Source organism: Bradyrhizobium sp. USDA 3315 (assembly GCF_054056795.1).
Map to the genome: position 1 here is coordinate 1,949,372 of NZ_JBSRYP010000001.1, position 21,468 is coordinate 1,970,839.

Sequence of the window (21,468 nt, forward strand, 5' to 3'; positions counted from 1 at the left end):
GCTCCTAAATCAGACACCATGATGACACTCGCCATACACGACCAGCGCCTGGCCAAGCCGGGCCTCCAGAGCGCCGCGCTGCGCGACTATGACTCGGTTCGGCGCGCCATCGCGTTCATCTCGGAGCATTGGCGCACGCAGCCGACCATCGAAGCGATGGCCGATGCCGCCGCCGTCACCCCGGATGAATTGCACCATCTGTTCCGCCGCTGGGCCGGGCTGACGCCGAAGGCTTTCATGCAGGCGCTGACCCTGGACCACGCCAAGAACCTGCTGCGCGATTCCGCCAGCGTGCTCGATGCGGCACTCGACTCCGGCCTGTCAGGGCCGGGACGGCTGCACGACCTGTTCGTCACGCATGAGGCGATGTCGCCGGGCGAATGGAAGACCGGCGCCGGCGGCATGACGCTGCGCTACGGCTTCCATCCCTCGCCGTTCGGCACCGCGATCGTGATCGCGACGGATCGCGGGCTTGCGGGGCTTGCCTTCGCCGATCACGGCGACGAGCAGACCGCATTCGCCGACATGAAGCGGCGCTGGCCGAACGCGACCTATGTCGAGGACACCGACGGCACCACCGCGCTGGCGCAGCGCGTGTTCGATACAAGGATGTGGCGGGCGGACCAGCCGCTGCGCGTCGTCTTGATCGGCACCGACTTCGAGGTGCGGGTGTGGGAGACGCTGCTCAAGGTCCCGATGGGCCGCGCGGTCAGCTATTCCGACATCGCCTGCAAGATCAACAGCCCGAAAGCCTCGCGCGCGGTCGGCGCCGCGGTCGGCCGCAACCCGGTGTCGTTCGTGGTGCCCTGCCATCGCGCACTCGGCAAAAGCGGCGCGCTGACCGGCTATCACTGGGGCATCACCCGCAAGCAGGCGATGCTGGGCTGGGAAGCCGGCCAGGTGGGATTGCACTAACCTCTATCTCGTCATTCCGGGATGGTCCGAAGGACCAGACCACAGATGCGCAATTGCGCATCGGGGAATCTCGAGATTCCGGGTTCGATGCTGCGCATCGCCCCGGAATGACAACATCAAACCTCTACCCCGCGAGATCGACCTTGGACGCAACGGTGGAATCGGCATTGAGCCGATAGACCACCGGCGCGCCGGTGGCGAGTTCGCGCTTGAGGATCTGCTCCGGCGTCAGCTTCTCCAGCACCATGATCAGCGCGCGCAGCGAATTGCCGTGGGCGGCGATCAGCGTGCGCTGGCCGCGCAGCACGCCGGGCAGGATCTCCTGCACGTAGTAAGGCAGCGTGCGCGCCAGCGTATCCTTCAGGCTTTCACCGCCGGGCGGCGGCACGTCGTAGGAACGGCGCCAGATCAGAACCTGATCCTCGCCCCACTTCTTGCGGGCGTCGTCCTTGTTGAGGCCGGAGAGATCACCGTAATCGCGCTCGTTGAGCGCAAGGTTCTTCGTGGTCGGCAAGCCGGTCTGGCCGATCTGCTCCAGCATCAGCTTCAGCGTGTGCTGCGCACGAGTAAGATCGGAGGTGAACGCGACATCAAACGACAGGCCCTGCGCCTTCAGCTTGCGGCCGGCCTCGTTCGCTTCGTTGACGCCCTGCTCGGTGAGATCAGGGTCCTTCCACCCGGTGAACAGGTTCTTCAGATTCCAGTCGCTCTGACCGTGACGAACGAGCACAAGGAGACGATCACTCATTTCAGATTCCGTTTTCGCTTAGCTGGATTTCATTCCGTCGAGCGATGTCAGTCGCTCAACCCGAGGACGTCGGCCATCGAATACATGCCTGGCTTCTTGCCATGCGCCCACAGCGCTGCCTTCAGCGCGCCCTGCGCGAACAGCGCGCGATCCTCTGCATGGTGCGAGAGCGTGATGCGCTCGGAGGGGCCGGCAAAGATCACGCTGTGATCGCCGGCCGCGGTGCCGCCGCGCAACGAGGCAAAGCCGATATCGCCCGCGCGCCGCGCGCCGGTGAGACCATCGCGGCCGCGCGCCGAATGCTGATCGAGCGCGATCTTGCGTCCCGCGGCCGCGGCTTCGCCGAGCATCAAGGCGGTGCCCGACGGCGCATCGATCTTGGACTTGTGGTGCATCTCGAGAATTTCGATATCGAAGCTCTGGTCGAGCGATTGCGCGACGCGCTTGACCAGCGCGGCGAGCAGATTGACGCCGAGGCTCATATTGCCTGACTTCACCACGATGGCGCGATTGGTCACGCTGCGGATCACCGCATCGTCGGACGGCGACATCCCGGTGGTGCCGATGACGTGAACGAGGCCGCGCTCGGCCGCGATCGCGACGTTGGCGATGGTCGCGGCCGGCACGGTGAAATCCAAGATGCCGTCGGCGCCGGCCGACATCGACCACAGATCGGCCGACAGCTTGACGTCATTGGCGGGGAGGCCGGCGAGCACGCCGGCGTCCTTGTCGAGCAGTTCCGAGCCCGGCGCTTCCAGCGCGCCGACCAGCACCGCCCCCGGGGTTTCGGAAATCACCCGGGTCAGCGTGCGGCCCATCCGGCCGCCGGCTCCCGCAACGATCAAACGCATGTCAGCCATGGCTCACCTCTCCACGCGATATAGCGAGCCAAGGCTGTTCCGGCAACCGAACCGGCTACCCGATGTGCGGACTATGGGCTGTCGTGCCCCTCGATGATGATGAGGTCGGCGATCGAATGCGGTTGCCGCACCTTGATGTTGGCTTGGTATTCCGGCGATTGGTAGCAAGCGAGCGCGGTCGCGTAATCGGGGAATTCGATCACGACATTGCGGGAGCGGCTCTGGCCCTCCACGCCGGTGAACTTGCCACCGCGAACGATGAACTTGCCGCCGAATTTCTGGAAGATGGCGGGGTTGGCCGCCATGTAGGGCTTGTAGCCTTCCTCATTGTGAACGTCGACGCGTCCAATCCAGTATCCCTTCGCCATCTCTGTTCTCCCTCTTGTTGGTTCAGGCGAGCGCCTGGGCGATTTCGGCGTGAATGGCTTCGGCTGATGCCTTCGGGTCGGCGGCTTCCATCACCGGACGTCCGACCACGAGATAGTCGGCGCCGGCGGCAATGGCGCGAGCCGGGGTCATGATGCGCTTCTGGTCGCCGGTCGCCGAGCCTGCGGGGCGGATGCCAGGGGTCACCAGGTTCATCTGGTCGCCGACGATCTTGCGCAAGGCGGCGGCCTCCTCGGGCGAGCTGACGAGGCCGTCAACGCCAAGCGCCTGCGCCTGTTTGGCGCGCGCTTCGACGAGATCGGAGACGTTGAGGCGATAGCCCGCCGCATGCAGGTCGGCGTCGTCGTAGGAGGTCAGCACCGTCACCGCGAGGATCTTCAGGCCGGAGCCGGCGCGTGCCTCGACCGCCGCCTTCATGGTCTGCGGGTAGGCATGCACGGTGAGGAAGGTCGCGCCAAGCCCGGCGACGCTTTCGACCCCGCGCGCGACGGTGTTGCCGATGTCGTGCAGCTTCAGATCGAGGAAGACCTTCTTGCCGCTGCCTGCAAGCTGCTTCGCCAGGATGAGGCCGCCGGCATAACCGAGCTGATAGCCGATCTTGTAGAAGGTGACGGCATCGCCTAGCCTGTCGATCATCGCCTCGGCGCTGGCGACGGACGGCAGATCGAGCGCCACGATCAACCGGTCTCTTGGAGCGATCCTGGCTGGCTGCATGTCACCTCACATCATGCGTTGGGAATGGTCGATCAGCTGCCGCACCAGCGCCTGCATCGCGTCGATGTCGGCCTGGTGCTTCAGATGATCCATATCGTCATAGGCCTGCTCGGCAAATGACAGCGCGAGCTGGTTCGGGATCACGGTGGCGTGGCACGCCGTCAGGATCAGGCGAAGCGCAGCCAGCGCGCGGGTGCCGCCGAGCCGGTTGCCGGATGCGGCTGAAATCGCGAACGCGCGGCCGTGGAACACCTGACCTCGCACCTCATGCGGATCCTGCACGCGGCTCACCCAGTCGATCGTGTTCTTCACCAGCGCCGGCACCGAGGAATTGTATTCCGGCGTCACGATCAGCACGCCATGATGGACGCCGATCATCCGCTTCAGATTCACGGCATGCTGCGGCACGCCGGATTTCGCCTGCAGGTCGCCGTCATAGATCGGCAGCGGAAAATCGCCGAGCGAGATGCGGGTGACGTCGGCGCCGGATTGCGCCAGTTCGTGCGCCAGCACGGCAGCCAGCTTCGCATTGAGCGAGCCTGACCGAAGCGATCCGGGGATCACGAGGATTTTCAGCGCAGACATTTTGAAATCGCAGGTAAGGCGCACGCCCGGCGCGACGGCGCCGGGTGGTCAGCCCTTGCGATACACCCAGACCCGCGCGGGCGGAAGGTTCATCCAGATCCGCTCGGAGGCCTCTGTGGACACGCCCGGCAGCGACTTCGGGATCGGAGGCACCACCGAATAGGTGAACTGAATGAACGGCGCGCCGGGTGCGAGCGCCAGGAAAGCGTCACGGACGAGCCTCAGGCGGGTCAGCATCGGCTTGGTGACGAGCGGCAGGCCGGAGACCACGGCCGAGGCGGGAGATTTCATGACATCCCACAGCGTGTCGCGGAGCCTGTAGGCGTCGCCCTGGACCACCTTGGCCTGCGGATAGCGTTCGCGCAGCAAGGCGCAGAAGCCGGGATTGTATTCGACCAGGACGAGACGCTTCTGGTCGACGCCGTGCTCGATCAGCGCGTTGGTGATCGCCCCGGTGCCGGGCCCAAGTTCGACGACCGGCCCCTCGGCGTCGGGATCGACATATTGCGCCATGGTGCGGGCGAGCAGCCGTCCGGACGGCATCACCGCGCCCATATGCAGCGGCTTCTCCATCCATGAACGGAGAAATCGAACCTCGTCGTCGAGACGGAGGGGCTTCTTCGACGCACGCACGGACGATTGCAAAGGCATGTCGCTACCAGGCGGGGACCGCACAATCGAGCGGTTGTCAGAAAACAGTCACAAAGACGTATAGGTCGAAGTCGTTACGGTCAAGCATAACGACTGCGGCTAGACGGAGCGATTGCCAAAGAAGTCCTTGACCTTAGAGAAGAAACCCGCTGCTTCCGGCTGGGTTGCGCCGGACGACAGCTTTTCGAACTCCATCAGCAGTTCTTGCTGCTTCTTGGTCAGATTCTGCGGTGTTTCGACCACGACCTGGACATACATGTCGCCGGTCTGGCGCGAGCGGAGCACCGGCATACCCTTTGATGCGATGCGGAATCGCCGGCTGGACTGGGTGCCGGCCGGCACCTTCACCTTGGTCTTGCCCTTGTCGATGGTCGGCACCTCGAATTCGCCGCCGAGCGCTGCGGTCACCATCGAGATCGGCACGCGGCAGTGCAGGTCGGCGCCGTCGCGCTGGAAGAACTGGTGCGTGGTCAGCGACAGGAAGATGTAGAGGTCGCCGGGCGGTCCGCCGCGAACACCGGCCTCGCCTTCGCCGGCGAGACGAATGCGGGTGCCGTCCTCGACGCCCGGGGGAATGTTGACCGACAGCGTGCGCTCGCGCGTCACCCGGCCGGAACCGGCGCAGGAGGTGCAGGCATCCTCGATCATCTGGCCGCGGCCCTGACAGCCGGGACAGGTCCGCTCCAGCGTGAAGAAGCCCTGGGCCTGCCGGATACGGCCGGCGCCGCCGCAATGCGAGCAGGTCTTCGGCTTGGTACCGGCCTTGGCGCCGGTGCCCGAGCAGGATTCGCAGGTGACCGAGACCGGGATCTCGATCTGCGCGGTCTTGCCCTGGAAGGCCTCCTCAAGCGTGATCTCCATGTTGTAGCGCAGGTCGGCGCCGCGCTCGCGGCCGCCGCCGCGGCGCTGCCCGGCCATGCCGAACAGGTCTTCGAAAATGTCGGAGAAGGATGAGGCGAAGCCGGCGCCGAAGCCGGGGCCGCCACCGCCCATGCCCTGCTCGAAAGCGGCATGGCCGAAGCGGTCATAGGCGGCGCGCTTGTCGCCGTCCTTCAGCACCTCATAGGCTTCGTTGATTTCCTTGAACCGGACTTCGCTGGTGGCGTCGCCCGGATTCTTGTCCGGATGCCATTTCATCGCGAGCTTGCGGAAAGCCGATTTCAGCTTAGTCTCGTCCGCGTTCCGCTCAACCTCGAGGGTCTCGTAGTAGCAGCGCTTGGTGGACATCCTTCAATTCCGTCCGAAGTTCATCGCGATCGCCAAAGATTGCGTAAAGGATTGCGCCTGTCTGGAAGATGCAGCGATCGCCTTAAAGAAAAATGACCCCCACTCCTCCGAGACGCGGCGCGTGCTCATTGGTGTGAGGGTCATGATCGCAAATCCGCTTAAGCAGACTTCTTGCTGTTCTTGTCGTCGTCGACCTCGGTGAACTCCGCGTCGACCACGTCATCCTTAGCAGCGTCCTTGGCCGCATCGGCCTCGGCCTGCTGCTTGTACATGGCCTCGCCGAGCTTCATCGAAGCCTGCGCCAGCGTGTTGGTCTTGGCCTTGATCGCCTCGGCGTCGTCGCCCTTCAGCGCTTCCTTGAGGTCGCTGACCGCGTCTTCGATCGCGCGGCGCTCGGTGTCGGCGATCTTCGAACCGTGTTCGGCCAGAGCCTTCTCGGTCGAGTGAACCAGGCCGTCGGCATGGTTCTTGGCGTCGACAGCCTCGCGGCGCTTCTTGTCCTCGGCGGCATTGACCTCGGCGTCCTTGACCATCTTGTCGATGTCGGCCTCGGACAGACCGCCGGATGCCTGGATCCGGATCTGCTGTTCCTTGCCGGTCGCCTTGTCCTTGGCCGAGACGTTGACGATGCCGTTGGCGTCGATGTCGAAGGTCACCTCGATCTGCGGCATGCCGCGCGGAGCCGGCGGAATACCCATCAGGTCGAACTGGCCGAGCATCTTGTTGTCGGCCGCCATTTCACGCTCGCCCTGGAAGACCCGGATGGTGACGGCGCCCTGATTGTCTTCGGCGGTCGAGAACACCTGGCTCTTCTTGGTCGGGATCGTGGTGTTGCGGTCGATGATGCGGGTGAACACGCCGCCCAGCGTCTCGATGCCCAGCGACAGCGGGGTCACGTCGAGCAGCAGCACGTCCTTGACATCGCCCTGCAGCACGCCGGCCTGGATCGCAGCGCCGATCGCGACGACCTCGTCGGGATTGACGCCCTTGTGCGGCTCCTTGCCGAAGAACTGCTTCACGACTTCCTGGATCTTCGGCATGCGGGTCATGCCGCCGACCAGCACCACTTCGCCGATCTCGCCGGCGGTCAGGCCGGCATCCTTCAGCGCCTTGCGGCATGGCTCGATGGTCTTCTCGACGAGATCGGCCACCAGCGCCTCGAACTTGGCGCGGGTCAGCTTCATCGTCAGATGCTTCGGACCGGTCTGGTCAGCCGTGATGAACGGCAGGTTGATTTCGGTCTGCGTGGTCGACGACAGCTCGATCTTGGCCTTCTCCGCAGCTTCCTTCAGGCGCTGCAGGGCGAGCTTGTCGTTGCGCAGGTTGATGCCCTGCTCCTTCTGGAATTCGTCGGCGAGATAGCCGACCAGGCGCATGTCGAAATCTTCACCGCCGAGGAAGGTGTCGCCGTTGGTCGACTTCACCTCGAACACGCCGTCGCCGATCTCGAGGATCGAGACGTCGAAGGTGCCGCCGCCGAGGTCGTACACGGCGATCGTGCCGGACTTCGACTTGTCGAGACCGTAGGCGAGCGCGGCAGCCGTCGGCTCGTTGATGATGCGCAGCACTTCGAGGCCGGCGATCTTGCCGGCGTCCTTGGTGGCCTGACGCTGCGCGTCGTTGAAATAGGCGGGAACCGTGATGACGGCCTGCTCGACCTTCTGGCCGAGATGCGCCTCAGCGGTCTCCTTCATCTTCTGCAGAATGAAGGCCGAGACCTGCGAGGGCGAATAGGTCTTGCCATCGGCTTCGACCCAGGCGTCGCCGTTCGATGCCTTGACGATCTTGTAGGGAACGAGCTTCTTGTCCTTCTCGACCATCGGGTCGTCATAGCGGCGGCCAATGAGGCGCTTCACCGCAAAGAACGTACGCTCGGGATTGGTCACCGCCTGGCGCTTCGCCGGCTGGCCGACGAGGCGCTCGCCATCGTCAGTGAAAGCAACGATCGACGGCGTCGTTCGCATGCCCTCGGCATTCTCGATCACCTTGGCGTTCTTGCCATCCATTACGGCGACGCACGAATTCGTGGTGCCGAGGTCGATCCCAATGACCTTACCCATGGTTTTGATATCCTCTTTGCTACGGCAGGTTGGTTGGGCCCTGACGGCGCTCCGTACCGAACCCCCAGACGTTCACATACTCGCGATATTGCGACGGTGAGCCTGATATAGGAGAGAGGGTCCTGCCCGCAAGGACTGGACGCAACGTTGAGGCCTGAAAAGACTGACGTTTGAAAGATTGTGTCAGCCCGGCTGCAGCGCCGGTTCAAGCCCGATCCAAGTTAACAAATCGGCAATGATGCGGCACGCCGTCGACCGCGAACATCCGCCACGAGACGTCCGCGCTGTTGAGTGAACACTCACAAACGTCGTATGCGGAAGCGGGCGCAGGCCGAGGGCGCGCTGTTTGGCCGCTGGTGGCCGATCGTCGGAAACGTCGGGAAACTGGAAAGTGCCAGCCAATCGGGACGAAAAGCCCATGGAATCGGGCCTGCAGGCCCGGAGCGCGGCTTTGGCGGCCTGTTGCAGGGTCATCAAAACCGCTAAAAGCGGTCCGACTGAAAGAGGCCATCCAGCCCTGCACCGGCCCCGTTGCGCGGCCACCAAGCAAAACCGGTAGATCCCCCATGACGCCTTTTCGACTTCTCGTTGCGGTTGCCTTGCTGCTTGCCGCCACCTGTCGTGGCTTTGCCGCCGACGTGGTGTTTCCGCCGGGCGCGCATGTCGGGATGAAGCCGCTGGTGGGCCTCAACCGCGCCAAGTCGTTCATCGGCTTCGAGACCGAGGACCAGGGCGTGAAGGTCTTGATCGCCGATCTGCCCGCGGACGCCTACAACGAGGTCGTGAGCGCCTTCAAGGCCAACCCGGCCGGTAGCGGAAACATCAAGCCGGAGAGCCTCGAGACGCCGGCGGGCCTCGCCTATTACACCGTGGAGAGCGCGCGTGACGGCACCACCAATGTGCGGCGCTATTCCATGATCCTGCCGGGACCGACCTTCTCCGGCTATGTCGCGGTGCAGGTGCCGGAGAACGCGAGCAAGATCTACACCGACGACGCCGTGCGGCAGATGTTCGCCACCGCCCAGATCCGCAACGAGGTGCCGGTCGACGAGCAGCTCGGCATGATGCCGTTCAAGGTCACCGAGCTCAGCAGCTTCAAGAATGTCCGCATGCTAGCGCCGGGCGCGGCGCTGCTGATGGCCGACGGCGACGACAAGGGCCTTGAGACCAAGCCCTTCATGCTGCTTGGCATCATCGGCTCGGCCCCGGCCACACCGGATGATCGCGGCCGCTTCGCCCAGCAGATCGCCACCACGATCCCCGGCGTGCGCGACGGGCGGATCACGATGTCCGAACCGATCCGGATCGACGGCCAGCCCGGCTTCGAGACGCGCATCGACGCCGTCAGCGGCAAGGACAATACCCCGGTGACCATCGTGCAGTGGCTGCGGTTCGGCGCGCAGACATCGATGCGCATCATCGGCAGCTCCCCGCGCACCGATTGGGAGAAGGCCTTCCCGCGCTTCCGCGCGGTGCGCGACGGCATCCAGCCGCGCGGCTGACAGGCCCGCCGAAAAATCGGACTTTCGCAGCTCCACGAACGGAACTAGCCTCCTCGCACGGTTATCAGAGCGATGAGGGGCGCGATGTTGGGTCGACGACAGGTCGTTGCAGGGCTCGGTACGCTGGCGCTCGCGGCGCTGGTTCCAAAACACCTCTGGGCGGCTGCGATCAAGCCCGACGACGGCTCCGCGCTGCTCGTGATCGACGTCCAGAACTGCTTCCTGCCCGGCGGCAGCCTCGCCGTGAAGGACGGCGAGCAGGTGGTGCCGGTGATCAACAAGATCGCCAAGAGCTTTGCCAATGTGGTGATGACGCAGGACTGGCATACGCCCGGACACATCTCCTTTGCCTCGACCCATTCCGGCAAGAAGCCGTTCGAGATCGTCGACCTTGCCTATGGCAAGCAGGTGCTGTGGCCCGACCACTGCGTCCAGGGTACCGACAGCGCCTCGCTGTCGAAGGAACTCGCGATCCCGCAGGCCGAGCTGATCATCCGCAAGGGTTTTCACAAGGACGTCGACAGCTACTCCGCCTTCACCGAGGCCGACGGCAAGACCACCACCGGGCTCGCCGCCTATCTGAAGGCGCGAAACGTCGAGCGGGTTTTCGTGGCCGGGCTCGCCACCGATTTCTGCGTGGCATGGACCGCGCTCGATGCGCGCAAGGCCGGCTTCGAGACCTATGTGGTGGAAGATGCGTGCCGCGGCATCGACACCCAGGGATCGCTCGCCAAGGCCTGGGACGACATGGCCAAGGCCGGCGTCAAGCGCATCCAGTCCTCGGATATCGCGTAAGACGCAGCCTCGCGAGATTCGCATGGCCGAGCCTGCGTCACCTCATGCATTCGATCTCGCGCAGCGCCTGCCGTCGCCGCGCATGGCTGGCCTGATCGTCCGGATCACCGGTTATCGCGAGACCGCAACGGGCCGGTTCGCGCAGCGGCAGACCGCGCCGGTGATCGTCCCGCTGATCATCAGTTTCGGCTCGCCGTTCCTGATCGCGCTGTCGCGCGAGCCCGGTGCGGCCGACCGTCAGCTCAGCTTCGCCGCCGGCCTGCATGCCGGGCCTGTCTACATCGAGTCCGACGGCCACGCTGCCTGCGTGCAGGTCGATTTCACCCCGCTCGGCGCCTACGGCTTCTTCGGCGGCGCCGTGACCGACCTGGTCGGGCGCATGGTCGATATCGACGATGTGCTCGGCCATGACGGCCGTCGTCTGCGCGAGCAACTCGGCGCCGTGACCTGCTGGCAGCGCCGCTTCGACCTGATCGAGGCGTTCGTGCTGCGCCGCGCCGGCCACATGCCGTCTCCCGAAGTCACGTTCGCCTATCGAAAACTGGCGCGTTCGGCCGGCGCTATCAGCATCACGGCATTGGCCGACGAGATCGGCTGGAGCCGCAAGCATCTGGCTGGCCGGTTTCGGTCCGAACTCGGCCTCGCCCCCAAATCGCTGGCGCGCATGATGCGGTTTCACCGGGCGAGCCGGCTGGCGCAAAGCGGCGCAGCGCTTGGCTGGGCGGGGATCGCGGCGGAAAGCGGCTATGCCGACCAGGCCCATCTCGCCCGCGAGTTCGTCGAATTCGCAGGCGAACCGCCAACCGCCTGGGCGCGCCGCCGGGCGCTGACCGACCGCCGGCTGGTTCACGCCGGCGATGGGCTGGCGGACTGGTAACAAACCTTCAAGCCGACGCCGCGTTGCCTCGTGCAGGATGGCGCCGTCAGCCAAGGAGGTGAGCGACCATGACGCACGACATCGAACCGCCCCGCATCTACCCGACCCTGCGCTGCAAGGACGCCGAGGCGATGACCAATTGGCTCACGACGGTGCTTGGGTTCACCGAACACGTCGTCTACCGCGATGGCGGCGTGATCCATCACGCCGAGCTCGCCTATGGTTCCTCGATGCTGATGCTGGGCCAGAGCCGCGACGACGCATATGGCAGGCTGGTCGGCGACCTCGACAACCGCCGCACCGACTCGATCTATATCGCGGTCGACGATCCCGACGCGCTGCACGCGAAGGTCAAGGCTGCCGGCGCCAAGATCGAGATGGAACTGCGCGATACCGACTATGGCAGCCGCGACTTCGCCTGCCGCGATCCGGAAGGAAATCTCTGGAGCTTCGGCACCTATTGGCCGAAGGCACACGAGAAGCCGCGACCGTGAGCCCGCGCAATCCGCGAGCTCACAAACGCGCAGCCGGGATCGGGATGGATCAGGCGGTGATGTCGGCGGTCGGGGCGGCCTTGGCGCCGCCCTTGGAGACGCCGACCAGTGCCGGGCGCAGGATGCGCTCGCCGATCATGTAACCGGCCTGCACGACCTGCACCACGGTGCCCGACGGCACCGACGGATCAGGCACCTCGAACATCGCCTGCTGGAAGTTCGGATCGAACTTCTCGCCGATCGGGTCGAACTTCTTGACGCCGTTCTTCTCCAGCGCGTTGAGCAGCGAACGTTCGGTCAGCTCGACGCCTTCGATCAGCGCCTTCAGGCCGGGATCGGCGGCTTCCTTGGTCTCGGCTGGCACCGCATCGAGCGCGCGCTGCAGGTTGTCGGCGATATCGAGCACGTCGCGGGCAAAGCCGGTGATGCCGTAGGCCTTGGCGTCGGCGACCTCGCGGCGGGTGCGCTGGCGGAGATTCTCCATCTCGGCCAGCGTGCGCAGCGTCCGGTCGCGCGCCTCGGCGAGTTCCTTGGTCAGCGCCTCCGCCGATCCGGCCTCGGGCTCGTCAGGCATGATGTAGGGTTTCGAGACCACGGGCTCACCCGTCGGCGCCGAATTCTCGGTGTTGTCATTGGCCCGGTTCGGATCGGTCATGGCTTGCCTTCTCGAAAACTCGCGTCGGTTCAAATCTTGGGGATTGCTTGCCGGGATATCGTGCTTTGGGCGGCGAAAATCAAGCGCAACATACCGGTCTCGGGAACTGGGATCTCCGGCTTGGGTGAAGAAAACCCGTCAAATGAAAGCGAAATCGCCCTCCGGTCAGCCGCCCAGCATCTTGCTGACGATGCGCGCGGCATAATCGACGGTCGGGATCACCCGCGCATAGTTCAGCCGCGTCGGTCCGATCACGCCGAGGACGCCCACGATCCGCCCCTGGGCGTCGCCGTAGGGCGCGATGATGGTCGAGGAACCCGACAGCGAGAACAGCTTGTTCTCCGAGCCGATGAAGATCCGCACGCCCTCGCCGCGTTCGGCGCGGCCGAGCAGATCGATCACGCCGCGCTTGGTTTCGAGATCGTCGAACAGCGATTTGATGCGCTCGAGATCGTCGAGCGCATGCAGATCCTCGAGCAGATTGGCGTGACCGCGCACGATCAGCTGGCGGTCCTCGCTCTCGCCGCCGGACCAGCTCGCGATGCCCGCCGCGACCACCTTTTGCGTGAGCTGATCGAGCTCGGCGCGGTTTTGCGTCAATGCCGTCTCGAGCTCGAGCCGCGCTTCGGCCAGCGTGCGGCCACGGATCCGCGCATTGAGGAAGTTGGTCGCTTCGGTCAGGGCCGAGGATGGAACACCCGGCGGCAGCGCCAGGACGCGGTTTTCGACCTGGCCGTCTTCGCCGACCAGCACGACCAGCGCCTTCTCCGGCTCCAGCCGCACGAACTCGATGTGCTTCAGCCGCGCATTCGACTTTTGCGTCAGCACCACCGCCGCGGCACGGGTCAGCCCCGACAGCCGCGTCAAGGCTTCGCCAAGCGCGGCCTCGACGGATTGCGCGCGGCCGACGGCAGCGAGCTGGGTCTGGATCGACTGACGCTCGGCCTCGGTGAGGTCGCCGACCTGCATCAGCGCATCGACGAAGAAGCGCAGCCCGAGTTCGGTCGGTAACCGGCCGGCGGAGGTATGCGGCGCATAGATCAGGCCGAGCTGCTCGAGATCCGACATCACATTGCGGACCGAGGCCGGCGACAGCGGTAATGCGATCAGGCGCGAGATGTTGCGCGAACCGACCGGCTCGCCGGTCGCGAGATAGCTTTCGACGATTTGACGAAAAATGTCGCGCGAACGCTCGTTGAGCTGGGCGAGCCCGGCATGCGGCGCGATCAGGCCAATCGGATCGTGGTGAGTCACACTCTAGTCCCTCACAATTACTGCATAATTTGTCGATCCGGGAGGCCGATGACAAGCATGCATTCGGTCCCCTCGTACCGGACCCTGCCGGGGCCGAAAACCCTTGCCGCTGCCCCTTCCCGCTCCTACAAGCACGGCCAGCCAATTTTCTCGGATTTCTGGAGGATTTCATGCGGCCAAGCCGCCGTGCACCCGATGAACTGCGTCCCGTGTCGCTGGAACGCGGCGTCGTCAAATATGCCGAGGGTTCCTGCATGGTGAAGTTCGGCGACACCCATGTGCTGGTGACCGCCACGCTGGAAGAGCGGTTGCCGCCGTGGCTGAAGGGCCAGGGCCGCGGCTGGGTCACCGCCGAATACGGCATGCTGCCGCGTGCCACCCTGGAACGCACCCGCCGCGAGGCCTCGGCCGGCAAGCAGGGCGGCCGGACGGTCGAGATTCAGCGGCTGATCGGCCGCTCGCTGCGCGCAGCCGTCGATCTCGAGGCACTCGGCGAGCGCCAGATCACGGTCGATTGCGACGTCATCCAGGCCGACGGCGGCACCCGCACCGCCTCGATCACCGGTGCCTGGGTGGCGCTGGCCGACTGCATCAACTGGATGAAGACCCGCAACATGCTGAAGACCAATGTGTTGCGCGACAATGTGGCGGCGATCTCCTGTGGCATCTACCAGGGCACGCCGGTGCTCGATCTCGACTATGCCGAGGATTCCGAAGCCGACACCGACGCCAATTTCGTCATGACCGGGGACGGCCGGATCATCGAGGTGCAGGGCACCGCCGAGAAGACGCCGTTCTCGGAAGGTGAATTCCTGGCGCTGATGGCGCTGGCGCGCAAAGGTGTCGCGCGTCTGGTCGACTTGCAAAAGATCGCGGTGGCGTAGTCAGATTGGTCATGCACCGCCGAATCACCGGAAGGCTCGTCATCGCCACCCATAATCCCGGCAAGCTTGCCGAGATGCGGGAACTGCTGGCGCCGCATGGCGTGGAGGTGGTGTCGGCCGGCGAGCTCGACCTCGCCGAGCCCGAGGAGACCGGCGACAATTTTCGCGCCAACGCGGCGATCAAGGCGATCGCGGCAGCGAAGGCGGCCGGACTGCCAGCCTTCGCCGACGATTCCGGCCTCGTGGTCGACGCGCTCGACGGCGCGCCCGGGATCTACTCGGCGCGCTGGGCCGGCGAGGGCAAGGATTTCATGGCGGCGATGACGCGGATCGAGCGGCTGCTGCAGGAGCGCGGCGCCACCGCACCGGACCGGCGCAAGGCACACTTCGTGTCGGCGTTGTGCGTGGCCTGGCCCGACGATCATCTCGAGGAGGTCGAGGCGCGCGTCGATGGGACCCTGGTCTGGCCGCCGCGTGGCACTGCCGGCTTCGGCTACGATCCGGCCTTCCTGCCCGACGGCTACACGCGGACCTTCGGCGAGATGACCAGCATCGAGAAGCACGGCCTGCCGCCGCTCGGGCTCGGCCTGTCGCATCGCGCCCGCGCCTTCGTGAAGCTCGCGGAGATCTGCCTTGAGCCACGCTGACCGAGAAGCCTTCGGCGTCTACGTGCACTGGCCGTTCTGCCTGTCGAAATGCCCGTATTGTGATTTCAACAGCCACGTGCGGCATGCGCCGGTCGACGAGGAGCGTTTCGTGCGCGCGTTCGCCCGCGAGATCGAGACGACAGCCGCGCGCGTGCCGGGGCGGCAGGTGTCGTCGATCTTCCTCGGCGGCGGCACGCCGTCGTTGATGCAGCCGCAGACCGTCGGTGCCGTGCTTGATGCGATCGGCAAGCACTGGCAGGTCTCGCGCGACGTCGAGGTCACGCTCGAGGCCAATCCGACCAGCGTCGAGGCGACGCGCTTTCGCGGCTATCGCGCAGCCGGCGTCAACCGCGTCTCGCTCGGCGTGCAGGCGCTCGATGACGCCTCGCTGAAGGCATTGGGCCGCCTGCACACCGCGCGCGAGGCGCTCGACGCGGTCGCGATCGCGCGCTCTGCGTTCGACCGTTACTCGTTCGATCTGATCTATGCCCGCCCCGACCAGACGCCGCGGATGTGGGCCGATGAACTGAAGCAGGCGATCTCGGAAGCGGCCGAGCATCTGTCGCTGTACCAGCTCACGATCGAGGAAGGCACGCCGTTCTTCGGGCTGCATGCCGCCGGCAAATTGCAGACGCCGGATGAGGCGACCGCGCGCGCGCTCTACGACGTGACGCAGGAGGTCTGCGCCCGCGAGGGATTGCCGGCCTATGAGATCTCCAATCACGCCCGCGCCGGCGCGGAGTGCAAGCACAATCTCGTCTACTGGCGCGGTGAGGAATATGCCGGCATCGGCCCCGGCGCACATGGAAGGCTCGACATCGATGGCGTCAGGCACGCGACCGCAACCGAGCGGCGCCCCGAGGCGTGGCTGTTGAACGTCGAGGAGCGCGGTCACGGCGTCGTCAGCGATGACAGCCTCAACAGCGAAGAACGCGCCGACGAGTTTCTGCTGATGGGGCTGCGGCTCGCCGAGGGCATCGATCCCAAGCGCTATGCGAAGCTCTCCGGCCGCCAGCTCGACCCGCACCGGATCGCGATGCTGCGCGAGGAAGGCGCGATCGCCGTCGACGCCGACGGACGGCTCCGCGTGACCAAGTCGGGATTCCCGGTGCTCGACGCGGTCGTTGCGGATCTCGCCGCCTAGGTGCACGCTGCCAAAATATCGAAAACAACCCCATGCAAAGGAGCTGGCGGGTGCCGGCGCTCGACGAGGCAGCTTGACCGCCCGACGAAAATCAAGCGCCAAAACTCTTCGGCGAGCCTGCGACCGGCGTGCTGCCGCCTGAGGCCACCTTCATGACCGCAAGGCCGCGTTCATTGGTGCCGTCGGAGCGGAAGCGGAACAGACCGTCGATACCGGCAAAGCCGGACGGATTGGTCAACGTCTCCGGCGCAAAGCGTTGCGCCCCTTGCGTGCGCGCGAGCGCCGCCATCAGCGCCACCGCATCATAGGCAAGCGTCGCGGTGCGCACCGGCTCGCCGCCATATTTGGTGCGGTAGCGGCCGGCGAAGCTGCGGAAGCCGGACGGATCGGGCGCGGCGTAGAGGCCGCCCTGCAAGGCGGGGCTCGCGAACACCCGCGGATTGTCCCACAGCCCGGTGCCGAGCAGCTGGATGTTGCGCAGATTGGCGCCGGCTGCGGTCAAGGCATCGGCGGTCGCGACCACCGAATCACCATCGTCGGCGATCAGCAGCGCATCGGCCTGGCCGAGCGCCTGCGCCACAGTTCGCGCCGGCGTCGCGCGATCGGCGCCATATTTCTCGAATGCGACGACGCGGCCGTTCTTGCGGCCGACCGCCTGCTTGAAGGCGGCCTCGACCACGTTGCCGTAGGCGTTGTCCGGCACCATCGCGGCGAACGAGCGCTTTCCGATCCCCGCCGAGTAGTCGACGATGCGATTGATGTCGGACTCCGGCAGGAAGCTCAGCAGATAGACGCCGCGCCCGGCCACACTCGAATCGGTGGAGAACGCGATCACCGAGGTTCCGCGCGGCCGCGTCAGTTGCGCGACGGCGGGCACCGAGCCTGCGAACAGCGGTCCCAGAATGATCTCGGCGCCTTCGGACAGTGCCTGCTGGGCACCCTGCGATGCGCCCTGCGGGCTGCCGCCATCGTCCTTGATCAGGAGCTGGATGTTCGGGTTCTGAAACTCTGCCAGCGCCATTTCGGCCGCGTTCCGCATCGACTGGGCGGCAAGCCCGGCATTGCCGGACGCCGACAGCGGCAGGATCAGCCCGATCTTGACCTGCCCGGTGCCGACCGCCTGCGGCTGCTGCTGCGGCCCGGCAGGACCAGCTTCCGGGTTGCTGCTGGAAAATTGGCTCAAGCTCTGCTGGATGCCGGAGCAGGCCGTCAGCAGCGGCGCGCCCACGATGAGGCCGAGCGCGGTCCGCCGGGTGGCGCCCGACGGCGGGGATTTGCGGTGATGCGGGCCTTCCATCGTCTCTCTTCTCTTGGCCGACCGTGATCAGCCAGGACTCCATCCAGCTCTGATGAGGCGGGTGGATTCAGGCATATTCTCGGCGAATAGTTAACTAAAACAAAAGGATTATGGCCCCGCGGCGCCCTTGCCGCGGCCTCCATTTCCCCCGTCAGCCAGCGTTCCGTCACCGCCGTTTGCGGATGTGGCGCAAGCGCCGCCATCCCTCTAGATTGGCATTATGCGCGCAAAAGCCAGTTCCCTCCACAGTTCGGATGCCACGACAGGCGCTGCGGCCAGAACATTTTCGATCGGCGGCCAGCAATTGGCCGCGCCAAGGGCAGCACCCGGGCTCCATCTGGTCGCGACCCCGATCGGAAATCTCGCCGACATCACCCTGCGCGCGCTGGAAACGCTGGCCGGTGTCGACGTCATCGCCTGCGAGGACACGAGGATTACCCGGCGGCTGACCGAGCGTTATGCGATCGCCGCGGAGCTTGCGCTCTACCACGAGCACAACGCGGCCCAGGCCCGTCCAAAAATCCTAGAGCGGCTGGCGCAGGGCGCCGCGATCGCGCTGGTTTCCGACGCCGGCACGCCACTGATCTCCGATCCCGGCTTCAAGCTGGTGCGCGACGTCTGCGCCGCCGGGCATGCCGTCATCGCGGTGCCGGGGCCATCATCGGTGCTGACGGCGCTGTCGGTCGCGGCATTGCCGACCGACCGGTTTTTCTTCGAGGGATTTTTGCCCGCCAAGGAGCACGCGCGCCGCGCCCGGCTCAACGAGCTGGCGAGGGTCGATTCGACGCTCGTGATGTTCGAATCGGGCAATCGCGTACAGGACACGCTGCGCGATCTCGCCACGATCATGGCCGGCCGCGATGCCGCGATCTGCCGCGAGCTGACCAAGCTGCACGAGGAGATCACGCGCGCGCCGGTCGCCGCGCTGGCGGCAGGCGCGGACGCGCTGGAAACACGCGGCGAGTTCGTGCTGGTCATCGGACCGCCGGCCGATGATGCCGGGGTGATGGACCAGGATACGCTCGACGATCTGCTGCGGGCGCAACTCGGCCGCGGCAGCGTCAAGGATGCGGTCGCCCATGCGGTCGAACTGTCGGGCCGGCCGCGCCGCGAGGTCTATGCCCGTGCCCTCGAGCTTGCGAAGACCATCGGGGACGGCAATGGCGAAGACTGACAGCGCCTCGCCCGAGCGCGTCGCGGCGTTCCGGACCGGCATCTCGGCGGAGAGCCGCGCCGCAGCGCTTCTGATCGCCAAGGGCTATCGCATCCTGGCACGACGCTTCCGCACCCCCTTTGGCGAGATCGACCTGGTGGTGCGCCGGCGCAATCTGCTGGCCTTCGTCGAGGTCAAGGCCCGGGCCAGCCTCGACGACGCCGCCTATGCGGTGACGCCGCGGCAGCAGCTGCGCATCATCAATGCCGCCCAGGCCTGGCTGATGGCGCATCCCGAACATGCCGAATTCGAGCTCAGATTCGACGCCGTGCTGATTGCGCCGAAGAGCCTGCCGCGCCATTTGTTAGCGGCATTCGATGCAAGCCCTTAACGTTATCCTCAGACCTCGCGGAACATGCCTATGAAATTGAAGATCGCCGTCCAGATGGATCCCATCGCGCGCATCAATATTCGCGGCGATTCGACCTTTGCGCTGCTGCTCGAGGCGCAAAAGCGCGGCCACGGCATTTCCTACTACACGCCCGACAAGCTGTCGCTGCGCGGCGAGGAGCTGGTGGCGCCGGTGCAGCCTCTCACCGTGCGCGACGAGGTCGGCAATCACTTCACGCTGGGCGAGCCGAAGCGCGAGCCGCTCAACGGCTTCGACGTCGTGCTGCTGCGGCAAGATCCGCCGTTCGACCTCGCCTACATCACCTCGACCCATTTCCTCGAGCGCATCCATCCGAAGACCTTGGTCGTCAACGACCCGGCCAGCGTGCGCAACGCGCCGGAAAAGCTGTTCGTGATGAATTTCCCGCAGCTGATGCCGCCGACCCTGATCTCGCGCGATCTCGACGAGATCAACGCATTCCGCGACCAGCATGGCGCCGTCGTCATGAAGCCGTTGCACGGCCATGGCGGCGCCGCCGTCTTCCGCGTAATGCCGCAGGATATGAACTTCGGCTCGCTGTTCGACATGTTCTCCGTCACGTTCAAGGAGCCCTGGGTGATCCAGCGCTTCCTCCCCGAGGTGAAGCACGGCGACAAGCGCATCATCCTGGTCGACGGCGAGTTCGCCGGCGCCGTCAACCGCGTGCCGGCGGCGGACGATCTGCGCTCCAACATGGTCCGTGGCGGCGCGGCCACGGCGACCGAGCTCTCCGATCGCGAGCGCGAAATCTGCGCCACGCTCGGACCTGCGCTGCGCGAACGCGGCCTGCTGTTTGTCGGCATCGACGTGATCGACGGCAACCTCACCGAGATCAACGTCACCTCGCCGACCGGCATCCGCGCAATCCAGCGGCTCAATGGCCCCGACGTCGCGGCGATGATCTGGGATGCCATCGAGAAGAAGCGCGCCGCGAAATAATCCTCCCTTGTGCGCCGCACAGCTGGCTGAAATTTAGCCAGCGTTCGATCACGCATGCGTTCTCCTTATTCTTCTTGCCAGCTTGCGCAGGCGAGGGCAGCATCCTCTCGCCTGCGTCAGGTCAAGCGGCGGGTCAACGCGCGGGCAACAACGCGAAAATCTTATAAAAATTCTGGAGGAAGACGTTATGACGCTCAATGTCTCACGACGATCCTTGCTCGCGCTCGGTGCCGGTCTCGGCGCCAGCACCCTGCTCGGGGGCACCGCACAGGCACGCGCGCCGAAGCTCGGCACGCAGACACCCTACTGGCACCGCTTCATGCTCGGCGAAGCCGAAGTGACCGTCGTATCCGACGGGCCGCTTCCGCTCGGCGATCCCTCCGGCACTTTCACCGGTGTGCCGAAGGAGGAGGTGAAGAAGATGCTCTCCGACAACTTCCTCTCGCCCGACAATGTCGTGCTCGAGCAGAATTCGCCGATCGTCAATACCGGCGACAAGCTGATCCTGTTCGATACCGGCATGGGCACCTCGAAGGCCTTCGGTCCGACCACCGGCCGGCAGCAGAAGAGCATGAAGGAAGCCGGCATCAAGCCGGAGGACATCGACGCCGTCGTGCTGTCGCACGCGCACATCGATCATATCGGCGGCATTGTCGGCACCGACGACAAGCCGCTGTTTCCGAATGCGCAGTACTACATCGCCCAGAGCGATCTCGAATTCTGGACCGACGAAGGCAAGATGGGCAGTCCGTTGAAGGACTTCATCGTGCATGCCCGCAAGAACCTGCTGCCGGTGCGCGACCGCATCGTGTTCTTCAAGGACGGCCAGGAATTCCTGCCCGGCGTGACGGCAATCGCAGCGCCCGGCCACACCGTGGGCCACACCATCTTCATGGTGAGCTCGGGCGGCAAATCCTTCGCCTTCCTCGGTGACCTCTCGCATCACGCGGTGCTGCTGCTGGAGCGTCCGCGGATGGAATTCTCCTACGACACCGATCCGAAGCAGGCGGCGGCGTCGCGGGTCAAGCTGCTGGAGATGCTGGCCGCGAACAAGACGGCCGTGATGTCCTATCACTTCGCCTGGCCGGGCTACGGCCACGTCGCCAAGGTCGGCGAAGGCTTCCACTACTATCCAGAGCCGATGCAGATGAACCTGTAACGGACTGATTGCGAAGACGGACTGCCTCGGGAGCGGCCGCCGCCGCTCCCGAATGCATTTGCCGCCCGGTGCAAGGAGCCCACGGGGCGCC

Annotated in this window: 23 protein-coding genes; 12 read left to right on the forward strand and 11 right to left on the reverse strand. The window is 65.4% G+C overall.

Translation table 11 applies throughout. The features are described from left to right. Positions 1-18: 18 nt before the first annotated feature. Positions 19-915 (forward strand): methylated-DNA--[protein]-cysteine S-methyltransferase, encoded by an 897-nt coding sequence (locus ACVIYL_RS08975; RefSeq protein WP_456781799.1) that lies wholly within the window; start codon positions 19-21, stop codon positions 913-915. Positions 916-1,039: 124 nt separating this feature from the next. Here the strand turns inward: ACVIYL_RS08975 and ACVIYL_RS08980 are convergent, their stop codons facing one another. The 8 genes from ACVIYL_RS08980 to dnaK form a co-directional block, all read right to left on the reverse strand. Further along, positions 1,040-1,663, reverse strand: coding sequence for a 2,3-bisphosphoglycerate-dependent phosphoglycerate mutase (locus ACVIYL_RS08980; protein WP_028341753.1), 624 nt, complete (start codon positions 1,661-1,663; stop codon positions 1,040-1,042). A gap of 47 nt (positions 1,664-1,710) precedes the next feature. Continuing rightward, positions 1,711-2,523, reverse strand: a complete 813-nt coding sequence (dapB, locus tag ACVIYL_RS08985; protein WP_456778318.1) for a 4-hydroxy-tetrahydrodipicolinate reductase — start codon at positions 2,521-2,523, stop codon at positions 1,711-1,713. A gap of 71 nt (positions 2,524-2,594) precedes the next feature. Then, complete coding sequence (locus tag ACVIYL_RS08990) at positions 2,595-2,891, reverse strand: DUF1330 domain-containing protein (protein ID WP_057020363.1); 297 nt, start codon at positions 2,889-2,891, stop codon at positions 2,595-2,597. A gap of 22 nt (positions 2,892-2,913) precedes the next feature. Further along, a complete protein-coding gene (pyrF, locus tag ACVIYL_RS08995; RefSeq protein ID WP_283066226.1) occupies positions 2,914-3,624 on the reverse strand; it encodes an orotidine-5'-phosphate decarboxylase in 711 nt (236 codons plus the stop codon). A gap of 6 nt (positions 3,625-3,630) precedes the next feature. Further along, positions 3,631-4,209 (reverse strand): NADPH-dependent FMN reductase, encoded by a 579-nt coding sequence (locus ACVIYL_RS09000; RefSeq protein WP_456778319.1) that lies wholly within the window; start codon positions 4,207-4,209, stop codon positions 3,631-3,633. Between the two features lie 48 nt (positions 4,210-4,257). Next, on the reverse strand, positions 4,258-4,860 hold the full coding sequence (locus ACVIYL_RS09005; protein ID WP_092081154.1) for a class I SAM-dependent methyltransferase: 603 nt from the start codon (positions 4,858-4,860) through the stop codon (positions 4,258-4,260). A gap of 99 nt (positions 4,861-4,959) precedes the next feature. Further along, positions 4,960-6,087: a molecular chaperone DnaJ gene (gene dnaJ, locus ACVIYL_RS09010; RefSeq protein WP_057020359.1), complete on the reverse strand. Its 1,128-nt coding sequence runs from the start codon at positions 6,085-6,087 to the stop codon at positions 4,960-4,962. A 158-nt stretch (positions 6,088-6,245) separates the two neighbouring features. Further along, a complete protein-coding gene (gene dnaK, locus ACVIYL_RS09015; protein WP_026192053.1) occupies positions 6,246-8,147 on the reverse strand; it encodes a molecular chaperone DnaK in 1,902 nt (633 codons plus the stop codon). 566 nt (positions 8,148-8,713) lie between these two features. Here dnaK and ACVIYL_RS09020 point away from each other — a divergent pair. The 4 genes from ACVIYL_RS09020 (at position 8,714) to ACVIYL_RS09035 (ending at position 11,815) form a co-directional block, all read left to right on the forward strand. Further along, complete coding sequence (locus ACVIYL_RS09020) at positions 8,714-9,649, forward strand: hypothetical protein (RefSeq protein ID WP_028341759.1); 936 nt, start codon at positions 8,714-8,716, stop codon at positions 9,647-9,649. A gap of 84 nt (positions 9,650-9,733) precedes the next feature. Next, positions 9,734-10,444 carry a bifunctional nicotinamidase/pyrazinamidase gene (gene pncA, locus ACVIYL_RS09025; protein ID WP_456778320.1) on the forward strand — a complete coding sequence of 237 codons (711 nt, stop codon included), beginning with the start codon at positions 9,734-9,736 and terminating at the stop codon, positions 10,442-10,444. Positions 10,445-10,466: 22 nt separating this feature from the next. Next, on the forward strand, positions 10,467-11,321 hold the full coding sequence (locus ACVIYL_RS09030; RefSeq protein ID WP_456778321.1) for a helix-turn-helix domain-containing protein: 855 nt from the start codon (positions 10,467-10,469) through the stop codon (positions 11,319-11,321). 68 nt (positions 11,322-11,389) lie between these two features. Next, a complete protein-coding gene (locus tag ACVIYL_RS09035; RefSeq protein WP_028341762.1) occupies positions 11,390-11,815 on the forward strand; it encodes a VOC family protein in 426 nt (141 codons plus the stop codon). 49 nt (positions 11,816-11,864) lie between these two features. On the opposite strand, the gene grpE is transcribed toward ACVIYL_RS09035, so the two are convergent. Both grpE and hrcA read right to left on the reverse strand, forming a co-directional pair. Next, a complete protein-coding gene (gene grpE / locus ACVIYL_RS09040; RefSeq protein ID WP_456778322.1) occupies positions 11,865-12,470 on the reverse strand; it encodes a nucleotide exchange factor GrpE in 606 nt (201 codons plus the stop codon). Between the two features lie 165 nt (positions 12,471-12,635). Further along, positions 12,636-13,724, reverse strand: a complete 1,089-nt coding sequence (gene hrcA, locus ACVIYL_RS09045; protein ID WP_021078184.1) for a heat-inducible transcriptional repressor HrcA — start codon at positions 13,722-13,724, stop codon at positions 12,636-12,638. 170 nt (positions 13,725-13,894) lie between these two features. Between hrcA and rph the strand changes: the two genes are divergently transcribed. The 3 genes from rph to hemW are packed head-to-tail and all read left to right on the forward strand — an operon-like array spanning position 13,895 to position 16,399. Continuing rightward, the gene (gene rph / locus ACVIYL_RS09050; protein WP_016841497.1) at positions 13,895-14,608 is read left to right on the forward strand and encodes a ribonuclease PH; all 714 of its coding nucleotides are present in this window, start codon (positions 13,895-13,897) and stop codon (positions 14,606-14,608) included. An 11-nt stretch (positions 14,609-14,619) separates the two neighbouring features. Continuing rightward, entirely contained in the window at positions 14,620-15,255 is a 636-nt protein-coding gene (gene rdgB, locus ACVIYL_RS09055) for an RdgB/HAM1 family non-canonical purine NTP pyrophosphatase (RefSeq protein WP_456778323.1), read from the forward strand. After that, positions 15,242-16,399 carry a radical SAM family heme chaperone HemW gene (gene hemW, locus ACVIYL_RS09060; protein WP_304497961.1) on the forward strand — a complete coding sequence of 386 codons (1,158 nt, stop codon included), beginning with the start codon at positions 15,242-15,244 and terminating at the stop codon, positions 16,397-16,399. Before rdgB ends, hemW begins: the two co-directional genes overlap by 14 nt. A gap of 91 nt (positions 16,400-16,490) precedes the next feature. On the opposite strand, the gene ACVIYL_RS09065 is transcribed toward hemW, so the two are convergent. Then, positions 16,491-17,696 carry a penicillin-binding protein activator gene (locus ACVIYL_RS09065; protein ID WP_456778324.1) on the reverse strand — a complete coding sequence of 402 codons (1,206 nt, stop codon included), beginning with the start codon at positions 17,694-17,696 and terminating at the stop codon, positions 16,491-16,493. A 220-nt stretch (positions 17,697-17,916) separates the two neighbouring features. On the opposite strand from ACVIYL_RS09065, the gene rsmI reads away from it, so the two are divergent. The 4 genes from rsmI to ACVIYL_RS09085 all read left to right on the forward strand — a co-directional run bounded on the left by rsmI (position 17,917) and on the right by ACVIYL_RS09085 (position 21,377). Further along, positions 17,917-18,870: a 16S rRNA (cytidine(1402)-2'-O)-methyltransferase gene (gene rsmI, locus ACVIYL_RS09070; protein WP_456778325.1), complete on the forward strand. Its 954-nt coding sequence runs from the start codon at positions 17,917-17,919 to the stop codon at positions 18,868-18,870. Continuing rightward, complete coding sequence (locus ACVIYL_RS09075; protein ID WP_028335783.1) at positions 18,857-19,240, forward strand: YraN family protein; 384 nt, start codon at positions 18,857-18,859, stop codon at positions 19,238-19,240. The genes rsmI and ACVIYL_RS09075 overlap by 14 nt, the downstream gene beginning before the upstream one ends. 30 nt (positions 19,241-19,270) lie before the next feature. Then, positions 19,271-20,218 (forward strand): glutathione synthase, encoded by a 948-nt coding sequence (gshB, locus tag ACVIYL_RS09080; protein WP_456778326.1) that lies wholly within the window; start codon positions 19,271-19,273, stop codon positions 20,216-20,218. Between the two features lie 187 nt (positions 20,219-20,405). Continuing rightward, a complete protein-coding gene (locus tag ACVIYL_RS09085) occupies positions 20,406-21,377 on the forward strand; it encodes an MBL fold metallo-hydrolase (RefSeq protein ID WP_310880938.1) in 972 nt (323 codons plus the stop codon). Positions 21,378-21,468: the final 91 nt, after the last annotated feature.

Coding starts and splice junctions, on each gene's coding strand:
- ACVIYL_RS09000 (WP_456778319.1), bottom strand. CDS start 4,209: ATGTCTGCGCTGAAAATCCTCGTGATCCCCGGATCGCTTCGGTCAGGC.
- ACVIYL_RS08975 (WP_456781799.1), top strand. CDS start 19: ATGATGACACTCGCCATACACGACCAGCGCCTGGCCAAGCCGGGCCTC.
- ACVIYL_RS09075 (WP_028335783.1), top strand. CDS start 18,857: ATGGCGAAGACTGACAGCGCCTCGCCCGAGCGCGTCGCGGCGTTCCGG.
- ACVIYL_RS09030 (WP_456778321.1), top strand. CDS start 10,467: ATGGCCGAGCCTGCGTCACCTCATGCATTCGATCTCGCGCAGCGCCTG.
- ACVIYL_RS08980 (WP_028341753.1), bottom strand. CDS start 1,663: ATGAGTGATCGTCTCCTTGTGCTCGTTCGTCACGGTCAGAGCGACTGG.
- rdgB (WP_456778323.1), top strand. CDS start 14,620: ATGCACCGCCGAATCACCGGAAGGCTCGTCATCGCCACCCATAATCCC.
- rsmI (WP_456778325.1), top strand. CDS start 17,917: ATGCGCGCAAAAGCCAGTTCCCTCCACAGTTCGGATGCCACGACAGGC.
- dnaK (WP_026192053.1), bottom strand. CDS start 8,147: ATGGGTAAGGTCATTGGGATCGACCTCGGCACCACGAATTCGTGCGTC.
- grpE (WP_456778322.1), bottom strand. CDS start 12,470: ATGACCGATCCGAACCGGGCCAATGACAACACCGAGAATTCGGCGCCG.
- dnaJ (WP_057020359.1), bottom strand. CDS start 6,087: ATGTCCACCAAGCGCTGCTACTACGAGACCCTCGAGGTTGAGCGGAAC.
- pyrF (WP_283066226.1), bottom strand. CDS start 3,624: ATGCAGCCAGCCAGGATCGCTCCAAGAGACCGGTTGATCGTGGCGCTC.
- ACVIYL_RS09035 (WP_028341762.1), top strand. CDS start 11,390: ATGACGCACGACATCGAACCGCCCCGCATCTACCCGACCCTGCGCTGC.
- gshB (WP_456778326.1), top strand. CDS start 19,271: ATGAAATTGAAGATCGCCGTCCAGATGGATCCCATCGCGCGCATCAAT.
- rph (WP_016841497.1), top strand. CDS start 13,895: ATGCGGCCAAGCCGCCGTGCACCCGATGAACTGCGTCCCGTGTCGCTG.
- ACVIYL_RS09020 (WP_028341759.1), top strand. CDS start 8,714: ATGACGCCTTTTCGACTTCTCGTTGCGGTTGCCTTGCTGCTTGCCGCC.
- pncA (WP_456778320.1), top strand. CDS start 9,734: ATGTTGGGTCGACGACAGGTCGTTGCAGGGCTCGGTACGCTGGCGCTC.
- ACVIYL_RS09085 (WP_310880938.1), top strand. CDS start 20,406: ATGACGCTCAATGTCTCACGACGATCCTTGCTCGCGCTCGGTGCCGGT.
- dapB (WP_456778318.1), bottom strand. CDS start 2,523: ATGGCTGACATGCGTTTGATCGTTGCGGGAGCCGGCGGCCGGATGGGC.
- ACVIYL_RS09005 (WP_092081154.1), bottom strand. CDS start 4,860: ATGCCTTTGCAATCGTCCGTGCGTGCGTCGAAGAAGCCCCTCCGTCTC.
- ACVIYL_RS08990 (WP_057020363.1), bottom strand. CDS start 2,891: ATGGCGAAGGGATACTGGATTGGACGCGTCGACGTTCACAATGAGGAA.
- ACVIYL_RS09065 (WP_456778324.1), bottom strand. CDS start 17,696: ATGGAAGGCCCGCATCACCGCAAATCCCCGCCGTCGGGCGCCACCCGG.